Source organism: Actinoallomurus sp. NPDC052308 (genome assembly GCF_040679195.1).
In the GTDB taxonomy this organism is placed as follows: Bacteria; Actinomycetota; Actinomycetes; order Streptosporangiales; family Streptosporangiaceae; genus Actinoallomurus; species Actinoallomurus liliacearum.
On the sequence record NZ_JBFAUM010000012.1, the window covers coordinates 124,286 to 147,636 of the forward strand.

General features: G+C 73.1%; 22 protein-coding genes and 1 pseudogene. 9 read left to right on the forward strand and 14 right to left on the reverse strand.

Annotated features, from left to right (window positions below):
- Positions 1-140 precede the first annotated feature (140 nt).
- Positions 141-797 carry an enoyl-CoA hydratase/isomerase family protein gene (locus AB0L00_RS26350; protein ID WP_364439284.1) on the reverse strand — a complete coding sequence of 219 codons (657 nt, stop codon included), beginning with the start codon at positions 795-797 and terminating at the stop codon, positions 141-143.
- A gap of 229 nt (positions 798-1,026) precedes the next feature.
- On the opposite strand from AB0L00_RS26350, the gene AB0L00_RS26355 reads away from it, so the two are divergent.
- On the forward strand, positions 1,027-1,254 hold the full coding sequence (locus AB0L00_RS26355) for a DUF397 domain-containing protein (RefSeq protein WP_345361613.1): 228 nt from the start codon (positions 1,027-1,029) through the stop codon (positions 1,252-1,254).
- Positions 1,255-1,304: 50 nt separating this feature from the next.
- Here AB0L00_RS26355 and AB0L00_RS26360 read toward each other — a convergent pair whose 3' ends face one another.
- Both AB0L00_RS26360 and AB0L00_RS26365 read right to left on the reverse strand, forming a co-directional pair.
- Positions 1,305-2,750 carry a GAF domain-containing protein gene (locus AB0L00_RS26360; protein WP_364439287.1) on the reverse strand — a complete coding sequence of 482 codons (1,446 nt, stop codon included), beginning with the start codon at positions 2,748-2,750 and terminating at the stop codon, positions 1,305-1,307.
- Positions 2,751-3,169: 419 nt separating this feature from the next.
- On the reverse strand, positions 3,170-3,727 hold the full coding sequence (locus tag AB0L00_RS26365) for a TetR/AcrR family transcriptional regulator (RefSeq protein ID WP_364439290.1): 558 nt from the start codon (positions 3,725-3,727) through the stop codon (positions 3,170-3,172).
- Positions 3,728-3,823: 96 nt separating this feature from the next.
- Here AB0L00_RS26365 and AB0L00_RS26370 point away from each other — a divergent pair, with 96 nt between their 5' ends.
- The 3 genes and pseudogenes from AB0L00_RS26370 to AB0L00_RS26380 all read left to right on the forward strand — a co-directional run.
- Entirely contained in the window at positions 3,824-5,224 is a 1,401-nt protein-coding gene (locus AB0L00_RS26370; RefSeq protein ID WP_364439293.1) for an amidase, read from the forward strand.
- 276 nt (positions 5,225-5,500) lie between these two features.
- Positions 5,501-6,049 (forward strand): hypothetical protein, encoded by a 549-nt coding sequence (locus tag AB0L00_RS26375; RefSeq protein ID WP_364439296.1) that lies wholly within the window; start codon positions 5,501-5,503, stop codon positions 6,047-6,049.
- 54 nt (positions 6,050-6,103) lie between these two features.
- Positions 6,104-6,835 (forward strand): annotated as a pseudogene (locus tag AB0L00_RS26380) (enoyl-CoA hydratase/isomerase family protein); the annotation flags it as partial.
- On the opposite strand, the gene AB0L00_RS26385 reads toward AB0L00_RS26380, so the two are convergent.
- From AB0L00_RS26385 to AB0L00_RS26405, 5 genes are read right to left on the reverse strand one after another with little or no spacing between them, the layout of a single operon-like run.
- Positions 6,829-7,590: a glucose 1-dehydrogenase gene (locus AB0L00_RS26385; RefSeq protein ID WP_364439299.1), complete on the reverse strand. Its 762-nt coding sequence runs from the start codon at positions 7,588-7,590 to the stop codon at positions 6,829-6,831. The pseudogene AB0L00_RS26380 and the gene AB0L00_RS26385 overlap by 7 nt on opposite strands.
- Positions 7,590-9,686 (reverse strand): acetate--CoA ligase family protein, encoded by a 2,097-nt coding sequence (locus AB0L00_RS26390; protein ID WP_364439302.1) that lies wholly within the window; start codon positions 9,684-9,686, stop codon positions 7,590-7,592. The genes AB0L00_RS26385 and AB0L00_RS26390 overlap by 1 nt, the downstream gene beginning before the upstream one ends.
- Positions 9,683-11,257: a class I adenylate-forming enzyme family protein gene (locus tag AB0L00_RS26395; protein WP_364439305.1), complete on the reverse strand. Its 1,575-nt coding sequence runs from the start codon at positions 11,255-11,257 to the stop codon at positions 9,683-9,685. Before AB0L00_RS26395 ends, AB0L00_RS26390 begins: the two co-directional genes overlap by 4 nt.
- 45 nt (positions 11,258-11,302) lie before the next feature.
- Positions 11,303-11,641 (reverse strand): VOC family protein, encoded by a 339-nt coding sequence (locus AB0L00_RS26400; protein ID WP_364439308.1) that lies wholly within the window; start codon positions 11,639-11,641, stop codon positions 11,303-11,305.
- Entirely contained in the window at positions 11,638-12,036 is a 399-nt protein-coding gene (locus tag AB0L00_RS26405; protein WP_364439311.1) for an OB-fold domain-containing protein, read from the reverse strand. The genes AB0L00_RS26400 and AB0L00_RS26405 overlap by 4 nt, the downstream gene beginning before the upstream one ends.
- A gap of 130 nt (positions 12,037-12,166) precedes the next feature.
- Between AB0L00_RS26405 and AB0L00_RS26410 the strand changes: the two genes are divergently transcribed.
- Positions 12,167-13,807 (forward strand): penicillin-binding transpeptidase domain-containing protein, encoded by a 1,641-nt coding sequence (locus AB0L00_RS26410; protein ID WP_364439314.1) that lies wholly within the window; start codon positions 12,167-12,169, stop codon positions 13,805-13,807.
- Positions 13,808-13,920: 113 nt separating this feature from the next.
- On the opposite strand, the gene AB0L00_RS26415 is transcribed toward AB0L00_RS26410, so the two are convergent.
- Positions 13,921-14,592 (reverse strand): endonuclease V, encoded by a 672-nt coding sequence (locus AB0L00_RS26415; protein WP_364439317.1) that lies wholly within the window; start codon positions 14,590-14,592, stop codon positions 13,921-13,923.
- Between the two features lie 79 nt (positions 14,593-14,671).
- Here AB0L00_RS26415 and AB0L00_RS26420 point away from each other — a divergent pair, with 79 nt between their 5' ends.
- Positions 14,672-15,298, forward strand: a complete 627-nt coding sequence (locus AB0L00_RS26420) for an isochorismatase family protein (RefSeq protein ID WP_364439320.1) — start codon at positions 14,672-14,674, stop codon at positions 15,296-15,298.
- Positions 15,299-15,306: 8 nt separating this feature from the next.
- A complete protein-coding gene (locus AB0L00_RS26425) occupies positions 15,307-16,038 on the forward strand; it encodes an SDR family oxidoreductase (RefSeq protein WP_364439323.1) in 732 nt (243 codons plus the stop codon).
- A gap of 10 nt (positions 16,039-16,048) precedes the next feature.
- Here the strand turns inward: AB0L00_RS26425 and AB0L00_RS26430 are convergent, their stop codons facing one another.
- Complete coding sequence (locus AB0L00_RS26430; RefSeq protein ID WP_364439326.1) at positions 16,049-17,254, reverse strand: serine hydrolase domain-containing protein; 1,206 nt, start codon at positions 17,252-17,254, stop codon at positions 16,049-16,051.
- Positions 17,255-17,280: 26 nt separating this feature from the next.
- On the opposite strand from AB0L00_RS26430, the gene AB0L00_RS26435 reads away from it, so the two are divergent.
- Entirely contained in the window at positions 17,281-18,186 is a 906-nt protein-coding gene (locus AB0L00_RS26435) for a cyclase family protein (protein ID WP_364439329.1), read from the forward strand.
- 13 nt (positions 18,187-18,199) lie between these two features.
- Here AB0L00_RS26435 and AB0L00_RS26440 read toward each other — a convergent pair whose 3' ends face one another.
- Positions 18,200-18,958 carry an SDR family oxidoreductase gene (locus tag AB0L00_RS26440; RefSeq protein WP_364439332.1) on the reverse strand — a complete coding sequence of 253 codons (759 nt, stop codon included), beginning with the start codon at positions 18,956-18,958 and terminating at the stop codon, positions 18,200-18,202.
- Positions 18,959-18,997: 39 nt separating this feature from the next.
- Positions 18,998-20,179 carry an MFS transporter gene (locus AB0L00_RS26445; protein WP_364439335.1) on the reverse strand — a complete coding sequence of 394 codons (1,182 nt, stop codon included), beginning with the start codon at positions 20,177-20,179 and terminating at the stop codon, positions 18,998-19,000.
- A gap of 82 nt (positions 20,180-20,261) precedes the next feature.
- Here AB0L00_RS26445 and AB0L00_RS26450 point away from each other — a divergent pair, with 82 nt between their 5' ends.
- Positions 20,262-20,702 (forward strand): MarR family transcriptional regulator, encoded by a 441-nt coding sequence (locus AB0L00_RS26450; RefSeq protein WP_364439338.1) that lies wholly within the window; start codon positions 20,262-20,264, stop codon positions 20,700-20,702.
- Between the two features lie 9 nt (positions 20,703-20,711).
- Here the strand turns inward: AB0L00_RS26450 and AB0L00_RS26455 are convergent, their stop codons facing one another.
- Positions 20,712-22,217, reverse strand: coding sequence for an AMP-binding protein (locus AB0L00_RS26455; RefSeq protein WP_364439341.1), 1,506 nt, complete (start codon positions 22,215-22,217; stop codon positions 20,712-20,714).
- 61 nt (positions 22,218-22,278) lie between these two features.
- Positions 22,279-23,337, reverse strand: a complete 1,059-nt coding sequence (locus AB0L00_RS26460) for an LLM class flavin-dependent oxidoreductase (protein ID WP_364439343.1) — start codon at positions 23,335-23,337, stop codon at positions 22,279-22,281.
- Between the last annotated feature and the right edge of the window lie 14 nt (positions 23,338-23,351).

Below are 23,351 nucleotides of genomic sequence, written 5' to 3' on the forward strand. Positions count from 1 at the left end.
TCGTTCAACCGGACGCGCTCGGCCGCCGAGACGGTTCACCCGAGGACCAGCCCGCGATGGCTGCCGCAGGAGCGCCGGCCCATATGTCTACTATATCGATCGGGATTGCAAAGTAAACCCCCTGCCGTCGTCCGTCGGCGTCAGCGGGCGGAGAGGGCGGCCAGCACCGGCTCGTACATGGCCGTGCGGATCTTGCCGACCGTCGCGCCGTCCTTGGCGGCCAGGGGAGCGGCGACCTCGAGTGCGGTGGCCAGGACCTCGGCCTCCGGAGCGGTCCGGTGGACGATGCCCGCCTCGCGCGCCTCCTCGGCGCCGTAGCGTCGGCCCGTGAGCATGGCCTCGTGCGCGACGAGGTTCGACAGCCGGGCCTGGATCAGGGCGGCCATGCCGGGCGTGAAGGAGAGCCCGAGGTCGACCTCGGGCAGGCAGAAGTAGCCGCGGTCGCCGCGCATGACGCGGTGGTCGTGAGTCAGGGCGAGCATGGCCCCGGCGGCGAACGCGTGACCGTTGATCGCGGCGACCGTGGGGATCGGCAGGGTGAGGAACCGTGCGAACACCGCGTGGACCCGGTGCAGGTAGGGCTCCAGCCGGTCGGGGTTCTCGGACAGCCATTCGAGGTCGAGGCCGTTCGAGAAGAACTTGCCGGTGCCGATCGTCACCAGGGCGCGCCGCCCGTCCGCGGACTCGAGCTCGCCGAGCGCCTTCTCGAGCTCGTCCAGGAAGTCGGGGCCGAAGCGGTTCTCGCCCGCGTCCATGCGAAGAATGTGAACGTCCCCGTCCCGCCGTAGCTCGATCATGCCGTCTCTCCCGTTGCTACTGATGAGTAACTGCTGGGACGAGCATCTCATCTCCGCGCCTGTCAGGGCAGGGGCGTGGCGGCACGAACGGACGGAGACGGGGACGTCCGGGTCCGGCCCGGCTCCACCGGTATTTCGGCCCCGTAGCGACGCACGCGCCCGATAGCCTGGGGGTCAGTCGCGTCCGGCGGGAGCGTTCCCCCGAGCACCCGAGCAGAAGAGGGACGGCATGAGCGAGCAGTCCGGATCCGTCGAGATCCTGTTCGTCGACGGCGCAGACGTGCCCATCAAGCACAAGCACGCCGACCGCATGATCGTCATGCGCGACGCCGCCAAGCCCGACGGCGACGCGCTGTACTACACCCCCGCCGAGTGGGAGGCGTTCATCCTCGGGGTCAAGGACGGCGAGTTCGACGACATGGTGGAGGACGCGCCGAAGCCCCCGCAGAGCTCCTGACGGAGCCGTCCGCCGCCGCGCGGACGGGAGCGGCGGGCCCGGCGCGGCGGTCAGCCGTCCTGAAGGGCGCGGTCCCGCCGGAGCTGCGCGGAGACCCGCCGCGGATCGCCCGGCGGCAGCACAGCCGCCAGCTTCATGAGGATCTCCAGGTCGTCGGCCGCCGCCTGCGCGTAACACCACAGCGCCTCGGAGTCGCCCCGGTGCAGTAGCTGCCGGCGGAGCTGCGCGGCCAGCTCGTCCCGCGCCGCCTGCACGGCAGGGGACTCCGAGCGGGGCAGCAGCGGCCCCGGATACAGGCGTACGGCCGCCGCGACGTCTCCGGCCGCCAGCAGCCGCCGTACGGTCAGGAAGTCGGCCTCCACCTCGCAGTCGAGGCGGTACGGCTTGGCCCGGACGATGTTCCCGAGCTGGCCGCGGAGCCGATGGATCTCCGCTCGCACGGTGACCGGATTGCCCTCGTCCCCGTAGAGGTACAGCGACGACTGTTCGCAGGACAGACCGCTCGGATGCAGCGCCAGCAGCGCGAGCAGCTCGGCGTGCCGCAGGGACAGGGGGACGCGCCGGCCGTCGAGGAAGGCGCACGGCTGTTCGTCGCCGAGCAACCGCAGGGTGAGCGAGCACCGGTCGTCGGAGCCGGTGGCGCGCAGGAGGTACGCCTGGCCCAGCGTCTCCGCCACCGCGGTACGGCCGTCGGGCAGCGCGACCCGGGCCCCGGCCTCCGGGACCACGACCCGTCCGCCCCGCCACCCGTCGGGATCCGCGGCCAGGATCCGCCCGGTCGTCGTCACCAGGGCACGGGTGTCGCCGCGCACGTGCCGGAGGTACCGGGCGCGCAGGCACTCGTCGCGGTCGTTCATCTCCAGCGTCAGCCAGGCCTCGGCGAGCCGGGCCGCGGCCTCCACGAGCGCGACGACGGCCGGGTGCAGTTGGTCGACCGTCGCGCTGATGTCCACGCACCCGATCACCTCGTCGGTGTCCGGGTCGACGACCGGCGCGCCTGCGCACGACCAGGGCTGAAGGACGCGCACCAGGTGCTCGGTGGCCTGGACGTAGGCCGGGGCCCGGGTGCTGAGCGCCGTGCCGATGCCGTTGGTGCCGATGGCCTCCTCGGACCAGCGGAACCCCTCGATCAGCCCGACGGCGTCCGCGCACCGCCGTACGTCGCTCGGGCCCTCGCTCCACAGCACCCGGGCGTCGCCATCGGTGATCACCATGAGCTGGGTGGTCGCGTCGGCGACGCCGCGCAACGTGTCCCGCAGCCGCGGCAGGTGCCGGTCGAGGGGATGGGCCGCCCGTACGTCCGCGACCCGCGCGGCGTCGATCGCCTGCGGCGCCGCGCGCATCTCCGGGTCGACCCCCGCGTCCAGCGAACGACACCACGACTCACGGATCAGCGTGCGGTCGGTGCGGGCCTGCCCGGCGCCGGCCGCCTCGTGCAGCACGGCGGTCCGGAGATCGCAGTCCGCGGGGTTGTCGCACACGTGGCTGCTTCGCATGGCGCTTCTCCACTGGGGGCGTGTCTGCCCCGAGCATTGGGGCTGCGGCCCCCGGCCGCAAGCGATTCGGCCAAACTGGCGACCTGCGATCATCGCCGTGGGTCATCGGCCGGTTGCAACGTGTTTGCAACCCTGCTTCGTCTACCGTACGTTCCGCGACCGCAACGGGGCGTCACCTTTCCGCTCCGGGCCGCGGTCGTCCGTGGCGGTCAGCCTGGACCCGTGAGAGGGGACGGATCCGGTGCGCCGTGCACGCGCCCGCCGCCGTTGGGCCCGCCGGGAGAGGAGCGCCCCGGCGGCGGGCGGCCCATCCCCGGCCACTCCGGCCGGGAGAGGAGCGCCCCGCGGCGGGGGCGGATCGTCCTCGGGTCACTCCGGCCGGGGAAGGAACGCCCCAGGGCGGGCGGACCGTCCTCGGATCACTCTGGGCGGGGCCCCGTCGCGCCGTACAACAGCAGGCGGAGCGCCTCGGCGGTGCCGGAGGGGTCGCCGGTCGCCAGACGGCGGACCGCGAGGCCGTACAGCAGCGCGACCACGGTGGGGGCCTTGGCCTCCGGATCGGGGATGTCCAGGGCCGTCAGGATCGCCGTCGCCAACTGGTCGTAGGCCGCCACCGAACGGACCGCGGCCTCCCGGACCAGCGGGTCGCGGGAGGCGTGCAGGTGCAGTTCCAGGGTGGCGACCTCTTCGGGGCCGTCCGGCAGGTCGGCGATGGCGCGCTCGGTCTCGACGACGGCCTGTTCCGGCCCGATGCCCTCGAGCCGCGCGGCGATCTCGCTGATCCGCCCGATCTCCTCGTCGACGTACCGATTGAGGGTCTCGCGCAGGAGTTCGGCCTGGTTGGGGAAGTGGTAGGTCAGCGAGCCGAGCGCGACGCCGGCGGCGGTCGCGACGCGCCGGTTGGTGACCGCGCCGACGCCGTGCTCACCGATCAGGCGCAACGTGGCGAGCAGGATGCGTTCTCGTGTGTCTTCCATCGCGGGGCAAGTCTGGCGTATTCCGGCCTTCTCCTCGAGGCCCTTCTCGGATTATCGTTCGTTCGAACGAACGAATCCAGCCTTCGGGGGGATCCTGTGATCGAAGGACTCACCGCGGACGCCGCCCGGCTGGCCAGGGGAGAGGTCTCCGCCCGCGAACTGGTCGAGTACTCCCTCGACCGCATCGAGCACGACACGCTCGGCGCCTTCCGTGTGACCTGTGCCGAGCAGGCCCTCGACGAGGCGGACCGGGCCGACCGGTGGCGCGGACGAAAGCGCCCCCCGCTGCTCGGCGTCCCCGTCGCCATCAAGGACGACACCGACCTGGCCGGGCACATCACGCCCTTCGGCTGCCGCGGCAGCCACCAGCCGAAGACCGCCGACAGCGAGGTCGTGCGCAAGCTGCGCGCGGCCGGCGCGATCATCGTCGGCAAGACCAACACGAGCGAGCTCGGCCAGTGGCCGACCGGGGAGACCGGCTTCGGGACCGTGCGCAACCCCTGGGACCGCGAGCGCACGCCGGGCGGGTCGAGCGCGGGTTCGGCGGCGGCGGTCGCGGCCGGCATGGTCTCCGGCGCGGTCGGCTCCGACGGTGCCGGCTCCCTGCGCATCCCCGCCGCGTGGACCGGGCTCGTCGGCCTCAAGCCGCAGCGCGGCCGCGTCTCCATCTGGCCGCACATCGACTCCTTCTACGGCATCGCGGTCGCCGGCCCCCTGACCCGTACGGTCGAGGACGCCGCCCTGCTCTTGGACGTGCTCACCGGCAACCACCCGGAGGACATCCACCGCCCGCCGGCCCCCGCCGAGCCGTACCGGCGTGCCGTCGAGCGTGAGCCCGGGCGGCTGCGGATCGCGCTGTCGTTCCGCACGCCGTTCGGCGTGCCGTCGGCGGTCGACCCGGAGATCCGGAGCGCGGTGCTGCGCCTCGCGAACGTGCTCACCGACCTGGGCCACGACGTGTTCCCCGCCGACCCGGACTACGGCCTGATCGGCCTGAACTTCCTCCCGCGCGGAACCGCCGGGGTGGCCGACTGGCTCGAGGCGACGCCCGACGCCGAGCCCGAACCCGCGACCATCACCGAGGCGTTCCTCGGCCGGCACTTCGGGCGCCGGCTGGTGCCGATCGCGCGCCGCCTGGAACCCCGGACGGCCCGCCGCATCGGACGGATCTTCGAGCGCGCCGACGTCGTGCTCACCCCGGCCACCGCACGGCTCCCGCTGCGCATCGGCGCGCTGACCGGCCGCGGCTGGCTGGCGACCGGCCACCTGGCCGCCGGGGCCTGCCCGTTCTGCTGGGCGTGGAACGTCCTCGGCTGGCCGGCCATCGGCGTCCCCGCGGGGCTCAGCGCGGGCGGCCTGCCCATCGGCGCCCAGTTCCTCGGCCGGGAGAATGACGAGGCCACCCTCCTGTCCCTCGCCACCCAGCTCGAGGCCGCCGAACGCTGGCCCGACCGCCACCCCGCCGACACCGAGAAAACCGTCCACGGCGTCGCGTAGCGCCGGAACCCGTATCCGTTGATCCCCGGCGTCCGCTGCCCCCTAAGCGCAGCAGACGCCAGGGATCAAGGCGGCGCGGCTCGAAGCGGTGAGGACTCTTCGGTCTTGTCCGGCTTGGGGGTGCGTTTAAGTGATCTGTTCCTTCAGCGGGTAATCGTCGGGCTTCGGCCGCGTAGCTTGGCGGATATGGCGACCTTCAGCGGTCGGAGGCGGTCAAGGGAGCTTGCGTGGGCGGCCTTCCGGCCGTCCGTCGGGGCGCTCGCTCTGATACCGGGCATGGTGCTCGTCGGCTGCGGGTCGTCGGGCGTGCGGCCGGCGGCGTACGGCCGGACGGCGGGTTCCTCGCATCCGGCCGGTGCGCAGCACATGATCACGGTTCCGGGCTCCTTCGACGACTACACGCGGATGACCGGCGCGGACGCCGACCGGGTCATCCAGACCATTCGCAACGCCCAGGCCCAGCAGAACTCGGTGTACGCCGCGAAGATGAAGATCGGCGTCTATCAGCGGCGTGGGGACGCCCGGCAGCGGCTCGCCTTCCTCGGGCTGGCGGCCGGCGACCACCCGACCATCGCGCAGGAACTCCGGACCAACCCGCCGTCCTTCGAGGTGGACTCCGCACTCGCGGCCATGCCGCTGTCCGGCCCGAAGGACTACCCGCCGGGGCCGCTCGGCGGCGTCCTGCGCTGTGCGCCGGGATCGCACGGCGGCGCCGGCTGCGCGTGGGGCGACGGCTCCACGGTGGGGGTGGTCGCCAGTTCGATCGCCTCCGCCGATGAGCTGGCGAGGGTGACCCTGGCCCTGCGCAAGGCCGCCGAGCGCTGAGCGGCTCCAGCACGATGGTGAGGGCCGGGAAGCCCCAGAGCAGCGCGTGGCGTCGCGGTCGTACGGCTCGCCCATGGCAAGGTCAACGCCCTGGACCTGGAGCTGTGCCGGGCGATCGAGCAGACGATGCGCGAGCTGGACGACCCGGAGGGACCCGCCCGGGCCGTGGTGCTGACCGGGACCGGACGGGTGTTCTCGGCGGGCGTCGACCTCAAGCGCGTCGTGGACGGCGGCGCCCCGTACGTGGCGGAGTTCCTGCCCGCGCTCGGCGGCGCGTTCCGGTCCGTCTTCGACCTCGGCAAGCCGGTGGTCGCCGCGCTCAACGGGCACGCGATCGCCGGCGGCTGCGTGCTCGCCGCGGCCCGCGACCGCGGGATCATGGCCTCGGGGGCCGGCCGGATCGGGGTCCCCGAGCTCCGGGTCGGGGTGCCGTTCCCGGCCCCGGCGCTGGAGATCATGCGGTTCGCGCTGGGACCGGTCCGCGCCCGTCAGGTGATCTTCGACGGTGCGAACCACGAGCCGGACGCGGCCCTGGCGCTGGGCCTGGTCGACGAACTGACCGATCCGGACGCCCTGGTGGACGAAGCGGTGGCCGTCGCGGGCCGGACGGCCACCGACATCCCGGCCGACACCTTCCGTTACACGAAGGCGCAGTTCCGGCAGGAGGTGAACGAACGGCTCGATCGCGTCGCCGAGCCGACCACCGTGGAGCTGTGGACGAGGGCGGCGACCGACGGCCGGATCCGGGCCTTCCTGGACCGTACGGTGGGTTCGCGCGGTCAGTAGCCGGCGCCGGTGAGCATGCCGCCGTCGATGAGGACCTCGCTGCCGGTGCAGTAGCCGGACTCGTCCGAGGCGAGGTAGACGACCAGCCCCGGCACCTCCTCCGCCTTGCCCATCCGCTTGAGCGGCAGGGCGTTGAAGAACGCCTCGGCGCTGCTCGCGGTCGCCGCGACGACGTCCGGGTCCATGGTCATCGCGGTGATGATGGCGCCGGGGTGGATGGAGTTCACCCGGATGCCGTACTGGCCGAGCTCGCGCGCCGCCGCCTTCGTCAGCCCCCGGACGCCGAACTTGCTGGCGCTGTAGGCGGCCAGCCCGGCGGCGCCGATGAAGCCCTCGGTGGAGGAGACGTTCACGATCGACCCGCCGCCGGCCGCCCGCATCGGCTCGATGACGGACTTGACGCCGAGCCACTGGCCGATGAGGTTGACCTCGATGACCCGGGTGCACTCCTCCAGGGACATGTCCTCGATCGGCTTGTGCCTGATGATCCCGGCGTTGTTCACCAGCACGGTGAGGCCGCCGAAGGCGGTGACGGCGGTGTCGACGGCGGTCCGCCAGTCCTCCGGGCTGGTCACGTCCATCGGCACGAACCGCGCCGCGTCACCGAGTTCGGCGGCGAGCTTGCCGCCCTCCTCCTCCAGGACGTCGCCGAAGACCACCTTGGCGCCCTCGGCGACGAAGCGCCTCACGTGCGCCCGGCCCATTCCCCGCGCGCCGCCGGTGATCAGCGCGACCTTCTCGTCCAATCTGCCCATCACACACACTCCCGCCGCTGGTCGCGGACCTTGGCGGCCGCGACCGCCGTGGCCGCCGCCTCGATGCTCCGATAGGTGGGTACGCCCGCGGTCCGGGCGATCGTCCGCAGCTCGTCCTCGATGCCGGGCGGGGCGTACTCGGCGTTGCGCAGCACGAGGGTCACCCTCGTGCCGGTCAGCCCGCGCTGCAGCTCCCCGACCGCGTGCGCGTACGCGAGGAGCGGGTCGGCGCTGTCGCCGAACGTGAAGAAGCTCTGCACGTTGACGTGGGTGATCACGTCCGGGTACGGCCGCCGAGCGGCCCGCTGGATGGCGGTGACGACCTGCCCGACGAGGTCCGGCCTGCCGCGCGGGCCGACCGGGATCTCCAGGGGGTTGCCAGGGACGGCGCCGACGGGCAGGCCGAGGTCGACGTCGGGCAGCGGGGCCAGCCGCAGCCCCGCTCGGTCGAGGGCGTCGGCGGCGAGCACGCCCGCCCCGCCGCTCGGTCCGATGACGAGGACGTCGGGGGACGCGGGCACGTCCCGCCCGGCGTGCAGGTCGAGGAGGTCGAGCGCGCCGATCAGGTCGTCCTGGGCGGTCACCAGCGGCAGCCCGGCCTGCCGGCCGAGGGCCGCCCAGATCCGCGCGTCGCCGACCATCGCGCCGGTGTGCGACGCGGCGGCCCGGTGGCCCTGCGCCGAGCGCCCCCCGACGAGGGCGACGACCGGCTTGGACACCGCCCGCAGCGCCTCGAACAGCGCCCTGCCGTCCCGGGGGTCCTCGAGGTAGAGGCCGATCACCGAGGTGTCGTCGTCGGCGGCGAGGTACCGCAGGAGCTCGGCCGGTCCGACGTCGGCGCTGTTGCCGACCGTGGCGACTTTGGAGAAGGCCAGGCCGCGGCGTTCGCCGACCCTGACGACCTCGCCGGCGAGCCCGCCGCTCTGCGAGACCAGCGCGATCCGCCCGGGCGGGCCCGGCCGCCCGCCGATGAACGTCTGGCCGCCCGCCGGGGAGTACACGCCCATGCAGTTGGGACCCAGCAGCCGGACGCCCGCCGCGCGGGCGGCGGCGACGAGCTCCTCCTCCAGGCCGGCCGCGCCGGTCTCCCGGAAGCCCCCGCTCATCACCTGGACGAACGGGACGCCGCGGGCCTCGCGTACGACGTCCGGGCAGCGCTCGGCCGGGACGGCGACGAGCGCGTAGTCGACGCCGGACCCGTCCAGGGAGGGCACGCAGGGCACCCCGTCGATCTCGTCGGCGGTCGGGTGGACGGCTACGAGTCGGCCGGCGTACCCGGCCGCGCGGTAGAAGCCGAGGAACATGTTGCCGAAGTTCGGCCGCTTGGTGGAGGCGCCCACCACCGCGACGCCGCGCGGCGCGAACAGCCGGGCGAAGTCCTGCGGCGTCGCCTCCGGGCGCGGCAGCCGGGCCTCCACTGTCGCGGGGGCAGGGCGCAGGAGGCGGGCGTCCACCGCGACCGCGCCCCCGGGCGTGCAGATGACCGGGTTCAGCTCGAACTCGCGGAAGTCCAGGCTCTCGGCGACGCCGCCCGGGCCGCCGACCGCGAGGAGGACCTTGACCAGGGCGTCCCGGTCGACCGCCGGCGAGCCGCGGAGGCCGTCGAGGAGGGCCGCGCCGCGCAGCTCCGACAGCATCTCCCGGGCGTCGTCCTCGGTGATCGGGCACAGCCGCAGGGCGGTGTCGTGGAGGACCTCGGTCCAGACGCCGCCCAGGCCGACCAGGACCACGGGCCCGAAGGACGGGTCGCGGACCGCTCCGACGATCACTTCGACGCCCGGCGCCGCCTGCTCCTCGACCAGGTAGCCCTCGATCGCGATGCCCGCGGCGGCCGGCGCCGCCCGGATCGCGGCGGCGGCCCGCGCGGCCTCGACCGGTGAGCCGAGCCCCAGCCGCACGGCCCCGGCGTCGCTCTTGTGCACCAGCCCAGGGCCGTACGCCTTGACGACCAGCGGCGGGGTCAGCCCGCTCGCCGCGGCGACGACGTCCTCCGCGGCCCGGGCGGTCGCGCCGCGCGGCACCGCGATCCCGAACCCGGAGATCAGATCCTTGACGACATGCTCGGCGACCACGCCGGGCTCTTCGACCTGCGTCACGGGCGCTCCAGGAGGTCGGCGTAGCGGGTGCGGATCTCGCGGCGCAACAGCTTGCCCGGGCCGCCGGAGGCGTCCTGGGTGTGCGGCAGCTCGTCCGCGACGACGACGAGGTCGGGAGCCTGGTGGGCGGGCAGCCGGGCGGCGAGCCGGGCCCGGACCTGATCGGCGTCCAGAGTCGTCCCGGCACGGGGGACGACCGCCACCAGGACGCGCTGCTCGACCGCGTCCTCGCCCTCCGGCTGCGCCGGAACGCCCACGACGCCCGCCTCCGCGACGCCGTCCAGCTCGATGGCCGCGTCCTCCAGACCGCTCGGCTGGGACCAGACGCCGCTCTTGAGGATGGCGTCCTCGCGGCGGCCGAGCACGGTCAGGAAGCCGTCCTCGTCGAGGATGCCGAGGTCTCCGCCGACGTACCAGCCGTCGCGGAGGACCTGCGCGGTCCGGTCCGGCAGCTTGTCGTAGCCCTGCATGAGGTTCGGCCCGGTGAGGTTGATCTCGCCGACCTGGTTCACGAGCCGCTCGCCGTCCGGGCCGGTCACCCGCACCGCCGTGGACGTCCGGGCCCGGCCGACGGAGGCGATGTCCTGGCTGCCGTCGTCCTGGCGGCCGATGCAGGTGTACGGAGCCTCGGTCTGGCCGTAGTAGCTGAAGATCGCCGCTCCGGGCAGCCGCTTCATGATCTTCTCGCGGAGGGAGGGGAGCAGCGGCTCGCCGCCGAGCACGATCGCGGTCAGCGAGGACAGGTCCACGTCGGCGTGCTCGTCGGAGCCGAGCAGGGCCGAGAAGAAGCTGGGGATCAGGCTGACATGGGTGACGCGCTCGCGCGGCACGACCTTGAGGAAGTTGGCCGGGCCCCAGTCCTGTTCGAGCACCAGCCGCATGCCCGCGTAGAACGCCGGTCCGACCAGCGCCGGGAAGCCGATGCCCCAGATGATCGCGCCGGTGCCCATCACCGAGTCGGCGCCGTGCGGGATGTCCAGCCAGATCTGCGCCGACGCCAGGCTCGAGGCGTGGGTGTGCCGGACCGCCTTGGGCAGGCCGGTCGTCCCCGAGGTATAGAACAGCGCCATCAGGTCGTCGCCGTGCCCGCCCAGCGGCGGCTCGTCCTCCGCCGCCGCGGCCGCCAGCGCGTCCAGGTCGGTGGCGTCCTCGGCGGCCCCGCCCACCCGGAGCCACAGCCGTACGCCCGGGAGCCTCGGCCGTACGGCCGCGACCAGCTTCTCGACGCTCGCGTCGTACACGAAGGCCGTGCACTCGGAGTGCTCGACGACTTGGGCGAGCGTGTCCTCCGGCCAGTAGGGGTTGAGCGCGCAGACCACCGAGCCCAGCTTCATCTGCGCGAGGTAGACCTCGGCGACGTGCAGCGTCTCGTTCAGCAGCGACGCGACGCGCTCTCCGGGGCGGATCCCCGCCTCCAGCAGCGCGTGCGCCACCCGGTTGACCTTCCGGTTCAGTCCGTCGTAGGTGAGGCCGGGCCCGCCGCAGTAGGTCAGCGCCACCTTGTCGGGGGCGCGCAGCGCGCCGGCGGTGAGGATCGCATGCCCGTAATTGCCGAATGGTGATCGCGCCACTGGGGTCTCCTGGTGCGGGGAGGGTCCTGGTTCGGGGTCGAGCGGTCAGCGGGGCGCGTAGACGACGAGGGGGTTGCCGTCCGGGTCGAGCAGCACGGCGCGCGTCTCGTGCGGCCCCTCGTCCGGGCCGCCGACGAGCCGCGCGCCGGCCGCGGTGAGCCGCTCCACGGCGGCCGTGACGTCGGGCACCTTGAACGAGGCGGCCGGGTGCCCGCCGGTGACGTCCTCGGCCGGTCCCGCCAGCGCGAACGTCGTGCCGCCCGCGTCCAGCGCGGCGAACCGGCCGCCGTCGGTGAACTTCACGGCGAGCCCGAGCCCGTCGCGGTAGAAGGCGATGGCCCGGTCGACGTCGCGCACCGGATAGAGGACGTTGCCGATCTTCACGCTGGCCTCCAGTTGGGGATGCGGCCGAATCCGGGGAGGTCGTCGAAGCGGACCCGCACGGGCATGCCGATCCGCACGTCCTCCGGCGCGAGGTCGCCGACGATGCCGCCGAACGCCCGGACGCCCTCCTGCAGGTCGATCCAGGCGATGACGTACGGGACCTGGAACCCCGGCAGGAACGCGCGGTGGACGACGCTGAAGGTGTGCACCCGGCCGTACCCGGACACCGCCTCGTACGGCAGGTCCACGCCACCGCAGTGCGGGCAGGCGGGCTCGGGGAGGTGGACACGACGGCCGCAGTCGCGGCAGCGCTGAACGGCGAGTTCGCCACGCTGGCACGCCTCCCAGTAGGGCGCGGTCAGCGCGCTCGGCCGGGGCAGCGGGCGCGGGTCCATCGTTCGCCAAGCTAGCGCACGCTTGGTTGGTCGGCAAGAGGTGCGATTCGCCCGTCCCCGGACCGCTTTGACGTGGGCCACTACGATTGTCCGCGCGGGGCAAATGTAAACGCAGTGAAAAACGGGGCTGATGGGAAACAAAAAAGTCTGGCTGATCATTGCTGCTGCGCTGGTGGTGGTTCTGGGCGTCGCGGGCGGCGGGGCGTACGTCCTGCTGCGTACGAAGGGCAGCCCGGCGCAGACGGCCGAGGACTTCCTGGCGGGCTGGCGGCGCGGCGACCTGGCGGCGATGCGGGCCGCGACCGTCACACCGCCGGCCGACTTCGACCGGTACTACCAGGGGCTGCGCACCGACTTGGGGACCACGAAGGTCGGGGTCTCACTCGGGACGGTCACGAAACACGGCAAGCAGGCGACCGCCCCCTTCACGGCGACGCTCGCGCTGCCGGCCGGGGACTGGAAGTACCAGGGGAGTCTCCGGCTGGTCACGAGCCACCGCGAGTGGAAGGTCGCCTGGGCGCCGGAGGCCGTCCATCCGGAACTGCACGCCGGCCAGCACTTCACGACCTCGTCCAAGTGGCTCAAGCGCGGCAGCGTCTTCGCCGCCGACGGTACGCCCATCGACGGCCCCGACGTCTCCGGCTCCGTCCAGCAGCTGGTCGGCGGCACCGCGCCGCTGACCGACAAGCAGGCCAAGAAGCTCGGCACGCCGTACGCCAAGGGTGACGTCGTCGGGCAGTGGGGCATCCAGCAGCGCTTCGACAAGCGGCTGGCCGGCACGCCCACCACGACCATCTCGACCGCCGACGCGTCCGGGCACATCGTGAAGTCCGTCGGCGGCTTCACCGGCACGCCCGGCCAGAACGTCAAGACCAGCCTCGACCTGCACGTCCAGCGGGCGATGTCGAACGCGCTGCAGGGCCAGGGCAAGCCGACGTCCATGGTGGCGATCCGCCCCGCGACCGGGCAGATCCTCGCGGTCGGCAACATCCCGGGCGGCTTCGACCGCGCGCTGCAGGGCACCTACCCGCCCGGCTCCACCTTCAAGGTGGTCACCGCGTACGCGCTGCTGCAGGCCGGGCTCACCCCCTCGTCCTCCGTCCAGTGCCCCAAGACCGCCAACGTCGGCGGGCAGGTCATCCACAACTCCGAGGGCGAGGGCGGCGCGGCCAGTATGACGTTCAAGGACGCGCTCGCGGAGTCCTGCAACACGGCGTTCGCCCTCCAGACCCAGAAGCTGCTCAGCGCGGCGAAGCTGAGCAGCGCGGCGACCGCGCTCGGCTTCAACCAGAAGATCGATCCCGGTGTCACGGCCGCCGCCGGCAGCTTCCCCACGCCGACCAGCGACGCGGAGAAGGCGGTCGCCGGTTTCGGTCAGGGCCGTGACCTGGCCAACGCGCTCAGCATCGCGGGCGTGGCGGCCGGCGTCGCGGACGGCACCTGGCGGCCGCCCGTGTTCGTCACCGAACCGCACGTTCCGCAGAAGGCCAAGGCGACTCCGCTTGATTCGACGGCGAGGAGTCGGCTGGAGGGGATGATGCGGGCCGTGGTGACCTCCGGCACCGCCAAGCCGGCCGGGCTGCCGTCCGGTACGGCGGGCAAGACCGGCACGGCGGAGTACGGCTCGGCGCAGAAGGGCAAGGAGCCGCCGACGCACGCCTGGTTCATGGGCTACCGCGGTGACGTGGCGTTCGCCGTCGTCGTCGAGGGCGGCGGCTTCGGCGCCAAGGCCGCCGCGCCCATCGCCGCCCGCTTCCTCAAGGCGCTCTAGGGCCTAGGGGCCGCGCGGCCGGCCGAAGGTCCACCGGACACTCCCTCGGCACCGGTGACGCGAGGGCGCGGCACCGCGCCCTCGCCGCCGGGCCGAGGCGCCCGGCCCGGGGCTCAGCCCGCCGCGAGCGCGCTGCGGGAGAGGTGGTCGGCGCGCCGGGTGCTCTCCGGCAGGCGGTAGCGCGGCGTCAGTCGCAGGGTCACGGCGCACGCCGTGTCCAGGTCGACGCGGTGACCGACGGAGACGAACACCGGCCGGACGCCCGTCTGCGTGCGCAGCGCGCGGCCGACCACCTCGTCGCCCTCCGTGACGGCGCTCCAGGATCCGCGGTCGGCGCCGGGCCGGTCGTACGCGCCGACCAGCCGCGTCTTGCCGACGCCGATCGCCGGCAGGCCGGTCAGCACGCCCAGGTGGCAGGCGAGGCCGAACCGCTTCGGGTGGGCGAGCCCGTGGCCGTCGCAGATGAGCAGGTCGGGAGTGACGTTCAGCCGTCGCAGTCCCTCGACCAGCGCGGGCAGCTCGCGGAACGCGAAGAGCCCCGGCACGTACGGGAACGTCGGCCGGTCGAGGACCACGGTCTCCTCGACGACCTCGAGGGCGTCCAGGTCCAGGACGACGACGGCGGCGGCGAGCCGGTCCTCGGCGTACGCGACGTCGAGCCCGGCGACGGTCCGTACGGACGGCGGGTCCGGGCAGGTCAGGTCGACGCGGGTACGCAGCCGGTCCTGCACGGCCTCGGCCTCACGGACGGTGGCCGGCCACGGGGGGAGATCCGGTACATCCACGAGGGCTCACGCTACCGGCATCCGGCCGGACCGCCGATCGGGCTACCCAAGCAAGTGCTCGCTCGCTTATCGTTGCGGCATGCCGATCACCCTGACCGAACTCGCGGCGCCGCGGCACAGTGCCGTCCTGGTGATGGAGATGCAGCGGGGCGTGGTCGGCGACCTGACGGGTTTCCCCGCGCTCGCCGAGGCCTGTGCCGAGCGCGACGTCGTCGGCAACGCCGCGCGGGTCGCCGCGGCGGCGCGGGCCACCGACGTCCCGGTCGTGCAGTGCACGGCGGCGTTCCGCGCCGACCGCGCGGGCAGCCACACCGACAACGCCCCGTTCATCCGCAGGCTGCTGCGTGATCCGGCGCACATGCTGGAGGGGACCCCGGCGATCGAGGTCGTGCCCGAACTGGCCGACCCGGCGGACCTGGAGTCGCGGCGTTACCACGGCTTCTCGCCGTTCACCGGCACCTCACTCGACCAGACGCTGCGCTCCCTCGGCGTCCGCACCGTCGTCGCCGTCGGCGTCTCGCTCAACCTCGGCGTCCCGGGCCTGTGCCTCGAGGCGGTGAACCTCGGCTACCGGGTCGTGGCGGTCACGGACGCGATGGCGGGCGTCCCCGCCGACTACGCCGACGCCGTCCTGACCAACACGGTCGGCCTGCTCGCCGCCCGCGCCACCGCCGGTGAGCTCGTACGAGCCTGGAAGACCCCCTAGGAGGCCGGATGGAAGGGCTGTCGCTCGCCGGGCGCACCGCGCTGGTGACCGGAGGCGCGGGCGGGATCGGCACGGCGATCTGCGCCGACCTCGCGGGGCTGGGCGCCCGCGTCGTCGTCGCCGACCTCGACGAGGACGCCGCCCGTACGACCGCCGCCGGTCTCCCGGACGCGGTCGCCGAGCGGGTCGACCTGGCCGACCCGGGGAGCATCGACGACCTGGCGGGCCGCGTCGGCGCGGCCGACATCCTCGTCCACAACGCCGGGATCAGCATCGTCGAGCCGTTCGTCGACAGCGACCCGGCGTCCTGGGACCTGATGTGGAAGATCAACCTGCGCGCCCCCATGTACCTCACGCGCCTGCTGCTGCCGGGCATGCGCGACTGGGGGCGGCTGGTGTTCATCTCCTCCGACGGCGCGCGGGCGGGCTCCGGCGGCGAGGGGGCGTACGCCGCGACGAAGGCGGGGTTGTTCGGGCTGGCCAAGACCCTGGCGCGCGAGGCCGCCCGGCAGGGCGTGACCAGCAACGTCGTCTGCCCCGGCCCGACCGACACTCCGATGGTGCGCACCGTCGCCGACCGCCATCCCGGGCTGGTGGACAAGCTCGCCCGGCAGATCCCGCTGCGCCGCATCGGACGGCCCGCCGACGTGGCGGGCCTCGTCGCGTTCCTCTGCACCGACCGGGCCGGCTACATCACCGGCCAGACCCTGTCCGTCAGCGGCGGCATCACCATGTTCTGACGTGGACCGCCTACAGACTCGCGTACGCCGCCTCGAGCAGGCGGTAGGCGCGGACGCCGCCGGAGACCTCGTCGCCCATGCGGTTCGGGATGTAGGCGAGGGCCAGGCCGCTCTCGATGTCGCCGAGGCTGATCGAGCCGCCGAGGCCCGTGTGCCCGAACGCCGAGTCCCAGCCGGCCTTGGGCGTGAGGAAGACCAGCGACGGCCGCATGAACCCCAGGCCGAAGGAGCTGTCGATGTACATCACGCGGTCCGGGCCGGCCACCCGGCGTACGACGGCGTCGCGCAGCGTCGTGCGGGAGACGATCCGGCCGGCCAGCAGGTCGCGGTAGAAGCCGGCGAGGGCCCGGGCCGTCGTCACCATGCCGAGCGCCGGCCAGCCGGCCCGCAGCATCTCCGGGTTGTTGTTGCCGCCGGGCAGGCGGTTGATGTCGGGGTTGCCGAACGTCCGGTTCAGCAGGCTGTCCGGGTCGCGGAACCCGGCCATCATCTTGGCGAGGGGGTCGTTCGGGTTCATCGGCCGGGGCACTTCGCCGGTCGCGCTGGGGCCGCCCTTGCGCGCCGACGCGCCCTTGTCGACCTTCCGGCCCGCGCTGAGCCGTGCGGTCCGCTCGATCACGTCATCGGGCGCGCCGACGTGCAGGTCCAGGCCGAGCGGCCCGGCGATCTCGTCGCGCACGAACTCGCCGACGGTACGGCCGGAGCAGCGGCGGACGATCTCCCCGGCCAGCCAGCCGTACGTCAGCGCGTGGTACCCGTGCGCGGTGCCGGGCTTCCACTCCGGCGCCTGCGCCGCCAGCAGCGCCGCGACCGCGGCCGGGTCGTGGGCCTCGGCGACCGGGACGTCGCGGCTCAGCGCGGGCAGCCCCACCTGGTGCGACAGCAGGTGCTCGGCGGTCGCGGCCTCCTTGCCGGCGGCGCCGAACTCCGGCCACCACGACGTCACGGGGGCCGCCAGGTCGTACAGGCCGCGCTCGGCCAGGAGGAGGGCGGACGTGCCGGTCACCGCCTTGGTGCAGGAGAAGGCCAGGCACGGGGTGTCGCGCTCCCAGGGCCGGCCGGACCTGCGGTCCGCGACACCGCCCCAGAGGTCCACGACGCACCGGTCGCCCAGGTAGACCGCCACGGCCGCGCCGAACTCCTCACCGCGTTCGAAGCCGTCGGTGAACGCCGTCCGGACCGCTTCGAACGCCGGATCGCAGTGACCTTCGATCATGTGCCTCACTCCTGGAGGGAACAATTGTGAGCGAGTCTAATTGGGGCCGATGGGGGACCGACGACGAACGGGGCGCGCTGAACCTCCTCACCCCGGAGGTCGTGCGGGCCGCCGCGGCCTGCGTCCGGGAGGGCCGGCCGCTGAGCCTGTCGCTGCCGATCCGCGGCGCCACGTCCTCCCCGGCGCCGACCACCGTCCCGCACCTGCGCGGACGGCCACTGCCCCAGCACTTCATGTCGGTCGACGCGGGCGACTACGCCGCGGGCGCCCGCCCGATCGGCGCGGGCCTGCGGATGGCCGACGACGCCATCGTCGTCACGCCGCACGGAACGACCACGCACATGGACGCGCTGTGCCACATGTGGACCGGCGACCGGCTCTACAACGGGCACCCGGCCGGGCGGGTCCGCTCGTACGGCGCGACGCGGTGCGGCATCGACAAGGCGGGTCCGGTGGTCGGCCGCGGGGTGCTGTTCGACGTCCCGCGACTCCGGCGCGTGCGTCACCTGGCCGCCGAGGACCGCGTCTCGGCCGAGGACCTGGCGGCGTGCGGGGTGGAGGTCCGCCCCGGGGACATCGCCGTCGTCCGTACGGGCTGGCCGTTGACCTGGCAGGACTCCCCGGAGGCGTACTGGGCCGGGCAGCCGGGCCTGTCGACCGACGCCGGGCGCTGGCTGGCGGCCCGGGACGTCGCGATGGTGGCGTGCGACAACGCCGCGATCGGCGGCCTCAACGAGCGTCAGCTCGCCGACGAGGACCTCGACGACGACCTCCACCTGATCTTCCTGTGGCGGCACGGGATCCACCTGGCCGAGATGCTCTGGCTGGAGGAACTCGCCGCCACCGGCCGTACGGACTTCCTGTTCGTGGCGGCGCCGCTGGCCATCGAGGGCGGCACCGCCAGCCCGATCAACCCCCTGGCCGTCTTGTGACCGTTCCCGCAGCTCACGCCAGGTAGCCGCCGTCGACGTCGAGGACGGTGCCGGTGATGAAGGAGGCGTTCGGACCGGCCAGGAAGGCGATGCCCGCCGCGATCTCCTCCGGGGTGCCGAAGCGTCCCATCGCGTTGGCGGCACGTTGGACGTCCGCGAAAGGACCGTGCGGTGGGTTCATGTCGGTGGCCACCGAGCCGGGTTGGACGACGTTGACCGTGATGCCGCGAGGCCCCAGGTCGCGGGCGGCTCCCTTCGTGTAACCGACGATGGCGGCCTTGGTGGCGACGTAGTCGGCCACACCCGGGAACCCGGGCCGGGTGGCCTGCATGGAGCCGACGGTGATGATGCGGCCGTCGTCCCGCAGGACGGCGGCGGCGGCTCGGACGGCGGCGGTGACGCCGCCGAGGTTGACGGCCAGTTGCCGGTCGAGGGCGGCCAGGTCGGCCTCGGTGTCGTCGACTCTGCCGGTGACGAACACCGCGGCGTTGTTGACCAGGATGTCGAGCCGGCCGAAGCCGGCGGCCACACGGTGCACCAGGTCGGCGACCTGGCGTGGGTCGCTCTGGTCGGCACGGTGGGCGGCGGCGCGCCCGCCCGCGCGTTCGATGGCGGTGACCACGTCGTCGGCCTTGCGGGCGGAGGCGGTGTAGCTGATCGCCACCGCGGCGCCGTCGGCCGCGAGCGCGCGGGCGGTCGCCGCGCCGATGCCTCGCGATCCGCCGGTGACCAGGGCGACCTTGCCGTTCAACGGCCGTTCCGTCGTATGCATGGATGATCTGTTTCCTCGTGCGACCGCCAGTGGTGGGCGTCAGTGGTGGGCGGCCGGTTCCTGGGGGGTGGGCGCTGCGGCGGGACGGCGGTCGCGTCGTAGCGAGTAGAGCGCGATGAGCAGGCCCACGATGGTGAGGGCGGCGGCGACGGGATAGATCGAACGCGGTCCGGGACCGTCGATGAGCCGTCCGCCGAGCCATCCGGCGAACGCGGCGGCGAGCTGGAAGCCGGAGGCGTTGACGGCGATGGCGAGAGTGGGGGCGGCCTGGGCGGTGGCCAGCACGCGGGTCTGCATGCCCGGGATGATCGCGAACGCCAGGACGCCGAGCACGAACCACAGCACGGCGGCGGGCAGCCGGTGACCGCTGATCGCCCCGCCCACCGCGAGCACCCCTGCCAGGACGGCCAGCAGGCCGGCGAGCGAGGGCATGAGTGCCTTGTCGGCCAGCCATCCGCCCAGGAAGTTGCCGATGACCGCGCCGGCTCCGTACACCAGCAGCAGCACCGGCACCGCCTCGTCGGAGAACCCGCTGACGTCGGTGGCCAGTGGGGCCAGGAAGCTGAACACGGTGACGATCCCGAGGTTGCCCGCCGCGGTCAGGGCGATGGCCAGCATGACGTCCCGTCCGGTGAACACGCGCAGCTCGCCGGCCAGTGAGCCGACGGTCGGGGCGGGCCGGGCGGGGATCGACCACAGCACCAGGATCAGGGCGGCGGCGCTGAACTCGGCCACCGCGGCGAAGGTCGCCCGCCAGCCGAGGTCGTGGCCGATGAGGGTGCCCAGCGGAGTGCCGGCGACGATCCCCAGGTTCATGCCCAGGGTCAACCGCGCGACGGTGGAGGCCTGCCTGCCTGGGGGAGCGGTGGAGACGGCGGTGGAGATCGCGACGGCGAAGAAGGTGGCCACCACCAGACCGGCGACGAAGCGCGCGGCCAGCAGGACCGGGTAGCCGGGCGCGAGGGCCGAGGCGGTGTTCCCGGCGATGGAGGTGACGATGAGCCCGACGATGAGCGGGCGGCGGGGCAGCCGCGCGGTCAGCGTCGTGACCACCGGCCCACCAACGATCATGCCGAGGGCGTACGCACTGACCAGCAGCCCGGCCGCCGGGACGGACACCGACAACGCGCGTGACACCTCCGGCAGGATCCCGGCGATGACGAACTCCCCGGTGGTCAGGCCGAAGACCACCAGCATGAGAGAGAAGACCGGAAGCGGCATGGCATCGCCCCAATATAGTTCGAACTCATATGTTCCGAGTCATAACTATCATGACTCGAAGCAGTTCGACTAGACTGCTGGCATGGCGGAGCGGCGTGACGCGGTGGCGGATCCGGTGACGGAGGGGCAGATCGACCGGGACGTGTGCAAGCTGATCCACCGGTTCACCCAGAAGCTGGACGTCCACGTGCGCGCCGTCGCCGACGAGCTGGGTCTGACCCCCACCCAGGTGATCGCACTACGAGAGCTGTCGGACCCGATCACCGCGCGGGAGCTGGCCAAGCGGATGGTCTGCGAGGCCTCCAACGCCACGTTCGTTCTCGACCGGCTGGAGGAGCAGGGGTTGATCGAGCGGCGGCCGCACCCGACCGACCGGCGCGCCAAGCGGATCGTGCTCACACCCGCGGGCGAACGCCGCCGGGCCGACGTTCTGGACCGGCTGAACGCCCACTCGCCGCTGGCCGCGCTCAGCCCGACGCAACAGGAGTCCCTGCGCGATCTACTCCACGCCCTCGTCACCTGAACACGGCGGTCAGCCGCCGGGGTAACCTCCACCGCCGTAGGCCGCGTCGAGGGCGTCGTAGTCCGGTGTGTAGCCCTTCTTGGGGATGGACGCGGCGAACTCCACGTGCCGCGGCTTCTTGTACGAGGCGATTCGCGACCGCACGTGCTCGACGACCTGCTCCCGCGTCAGCGACGCGCCGTCCTTCAGGACCACGATCGCCTTGACGTTCTGGCCCCACTCGGGGTCCGGCACGCCGATCACGGCCGCGTCCGCGACGGCCTCGTGCTCCTTCAGCGCCCGCTCGACCTCGGCGGGGTAGATGTTCTCGTTCGCCGACTTGATCATCCGTAGCCGCGGGCCGATGAACGTGATGGTGCCGTCCGGCTCCCGGCGGCCGAGGTCGCCCGTGTGGTGCCAGCCGCCCGCGGCCTTGGCCGCGTTCAGCTCGGGCCGGTTCCAGTAGCCGCCGAACATCGTGGCGCCACGCGCGCAGATCTCGCCGGTCTCGCCCGGAGGGACCTCGTAGCCAGCCGGGTCCAGGATCCGTACGTGGACGAGCGGGGAGGGCCGGCCGGCGTACCCCTGCCCGCCCGGCGCCAGGCCGAGGAACGTCAGCATGCCTCCCACCTCGGTCTGCCCGTACCCGCCCATCGTGGACGCGCACCACGGGCTGTCGTCCACGGTGATCATGGCGTCCCACTCGGGGGAGTGGGCGACGAAGCGCAGGGACGACAGGTCGTAGGTGCCGTCGGCGTTCGCCTCGACGAGCTGGTCGATCATCGGCCCGAACAGGAACGCCTGCGTGCAGCGCTCGGCCTCGATCAGCCGGCAGACCTCCTTCGGGTCGTACGCGGGCGTGAAGACGTTCGTTCCGCCGAGCTGGAAGGTGGCCAGGCAGAACATCATGGTTCCGACGTGGAACAGCGGCCCGCAGTCCAGGTAGGTGAACCCGTCCTCCATCTGCCGGATGTGCAGCATCGCCATCGCGTGCGCGATCAGCGCCGAGTGGCTCAGCAGCGCCGCCGCGGGCCGGCCGTCGAACGCCGCGGTGTAGAGGGCGAGGACCGGCAGGTCGGGCGTGACCGCGACCGTCGGCTCCTCGGCTGCCCCGGCGGCGGCGTAGGCCTCGTACTCCTCGCCCGCCGCGATCCAGCGTGACGGCGCGGCGGCGCGCTCGCGGGCCTGCCCGGCGGCCTCGGACTCCTCGAACACGACGATGGCGGGCCGCAGGTCGTCCAGCACGAAGGTCAGCTCGTCGGCGCTCTGCCGCCAGTTGGCCGGGCAGAGGATCGCGCCGAGCCGGGCGGCGGCCAGCAGCAGCTCCAGGATCCGGAAGGAGTTGCGGCCGAGCCACAGGACACGCTCGCCGGGGCCGACCCCGTCGGCGGCGAGCGCGTTCGCGAGCCGGTTCACCCGTTCGTCGAGTCGCGGATAGGTCAGCCGGACGTCCGCGTCCACCACCGCCAGGCCGAGAGGCCGACCGCGCCGGTGCTCACCGAGGACGTCTCCGAGGGTCAACCCGTGTACGGACATCGCGTCTCCTGTCGAGGATGCCGAGGGGATGGGCGGGGGTTTCGCCGCGGGAGGCGGCTCCTCAGCGGAAGGCCGGCATCACCTCGGCGGCGAAGAACCTCAGGACCTTCTTCATCTCCTCGATCGGCACGGGCCGGGTGCTGCCGAAGTCGCACATCAGGTTCGTGAAGCCGAAGTCGGCGATCATCTTGATCTGGTTGATCACCCGGTCGGGGTCGCCGATGACCTCGAGCTGCTCCCAGCGGAAGTCGGCGCCGACCTCGCCGCCCTTGAGGTAGCGGTCCTGCCAGTACTCGAACCCCTTGGCGACCTCACCGGTCCTGGAGTCGATGGGCGCGCTCTGCCGGTTGAAGATGCGCGACCGGTCGAAGGAGCTCTCGAAGCGGGCCTGGTCGGCGCGGGCCTGCTCGACGGTCGGCGCGACGTACACCGAGCGGCTGGCCACCAGCTCGACCCCCTCGGTGTCGACGCCGTTGGCCCGCGCGGTCGCGTGCCAGGTCTCCGCCGCCTTGGCGATCTTCTTGAAGGGCGCGGCGGGGTCGGCGAGGATCGGCAGGCCGCGCGCGGCGTACAGCTCCACCGTCTCCGGGCTCACGGCCGCGACGTGCAGGGGCGGGTGGGGCCGTTGCACCGGCCGCGGTGTGAGGGAGACCTCGTTGCCCGTGCCGTAGTACTTGCCCTGGAAGTGCACGTCGTTCTGGGTCCACAGCGCGATGATCATGTCGAGCGCCTCGTTGAAGCGTTCGCGGGCCTCGCCCAGGTCGACGCCGAAACTCTCGAACTCCACGCTCTGGTAGCCGCGGCCGACGCCCATCTCCAGCCGGCCGTCGGACAGCAGGTCGACCATCGCGGCCTCCTCGGCCACGTGCACCGGGTTGTGCAGGGGCAGCACGACGATCCCGGTGCCGAGCCGGATCCGCTCGGTGCGCGCGGCGAGGTTGGCCAGCAGCGTGAAGATGTTCGGCACGACGCCGTAGTCGCGGAAGTGGTGCTCGGCCACCCACAGCCCGTCGAAGCCCAGCTCTTCGCAGAGCTCGGCGATCTCGATCTGGTAGTCGTACACCTCCCGGACGGTCTGCCCCTCGAACCGGTGGAAGAGCTGGAAAGTGGAGAACTTCATGCGGGCGGCACCTC

Coding starts and splice junctions, on each gene's coding strand:
- AB0L00_RS26350 (WP_364439284.1), bottom strand. CDS start 797: ATGATCGAGCTACGGCGGGACGGGGACGTTCACATTCTTCGCATGGAC.
- AB0L00_RS26355 (WP_345361613.1), top strand. CDS start 1,027: ATGAGCGAGCAGTCCGGATCCGTCGAGATCCTGTTCGTCGACGGCGCA.
- AB0L00_RS26360 (WP_364439287.1), bottom strand. CDS start 2,750: ATGCGAAGCAGCCACGTGTGCGACAACCCCGCGGACTGCGATCTCCGG.
- AB0L00_RS26365 (WP_364439290.1), bottom strand. CDS start 3,727: ATGGAAGACACACGAGAACGCATCCTGCTCGCCACGTTGCGCCTGATC.
- AB0L00_RS26375 (WP_364439296.1), top strand. CDS start 5,501: ATGGTGCTCGTCGGCTGCGGGTCGTCGGGCGTGCGGCCGGCGGCGTAC.
- AB0L00_RS26385 (WP_364439299.1), bottom strand. CDS start 7,590: ATGGGCAGATTGGACGAGAAGGTCGCGCTGATCACCGGCGGCGCGCGG.
- AB0L00_RS26405 (WP_364439311.1), bottom strand. CDS start 12,036: ATGGACCCGCGCCCGCTGCCCCGGCCGAGCGCGCTGACCGCGCCCTAC.
- AB0L00_RS26410 (WP_364439314.1), top strand. CDS start 12,167: ATGGGAAACAAAAAAGTCTGGCTGATCATTGCTGCTGCGCTGGTGGTG.
- AB0L00_RS26420 (WP_364439320.1), top strand. CDS start 14,672: ATGCCGATCACCCTGACCGAACTCGCGGCGCCGCGGCACAGTGCCGTC.
- AB0L00_RS26425 (WP_364439323.1), top strand. CDS start 15,307: ATGGAAGGGCTGTCGCTCGCCGGGCGCACCGCGCTGGTGACCGGAGGC.
- AB0L00_RS26430 (WP_364439326.1), bottom strand. CDS start 17,254: ATGATCGAAGGTCACTGCGATCCGGCGTTCGAAGCGGTCCGGACGGCG.
- AB0L00_RS26440 (WP_364439332.1), bottom strand. CDS start 18,958: ATGCATACGACGGAACGGCCGTTGAACGGCAAGGTCGCCCTGGTCACC.
- AB0L00_RS26445 (WP_364439335.1), bottom strand. CDS start 20,179: ATGCCGCTTCCGGTCTTCTCTCTCATGCTGGTGGTCTTCGGCCTGACC.
- AB0L00_RS26450 (WP_364439338.1), top strand. CDS start 20,262: ATGGCGGAGCGGCGTGACGCGGTGGCGGATCCGGTGACGGAGGGGCAG.
- AB0L00_RS26455 (WP_364439341.1), bottom strand. CDS start 22,217: ATGTCCGTACACGGGTTGACCCTCGGAGACGTCCTCGGTGAGCACCGG.
- AB0L00_RS26460 (WP_364439343.1), bottom strand. CDS start 23,337: ATGAAGTTCTCCACTTTCCAGCTCTTCCACCGGTTCGAGGGGCAGACC.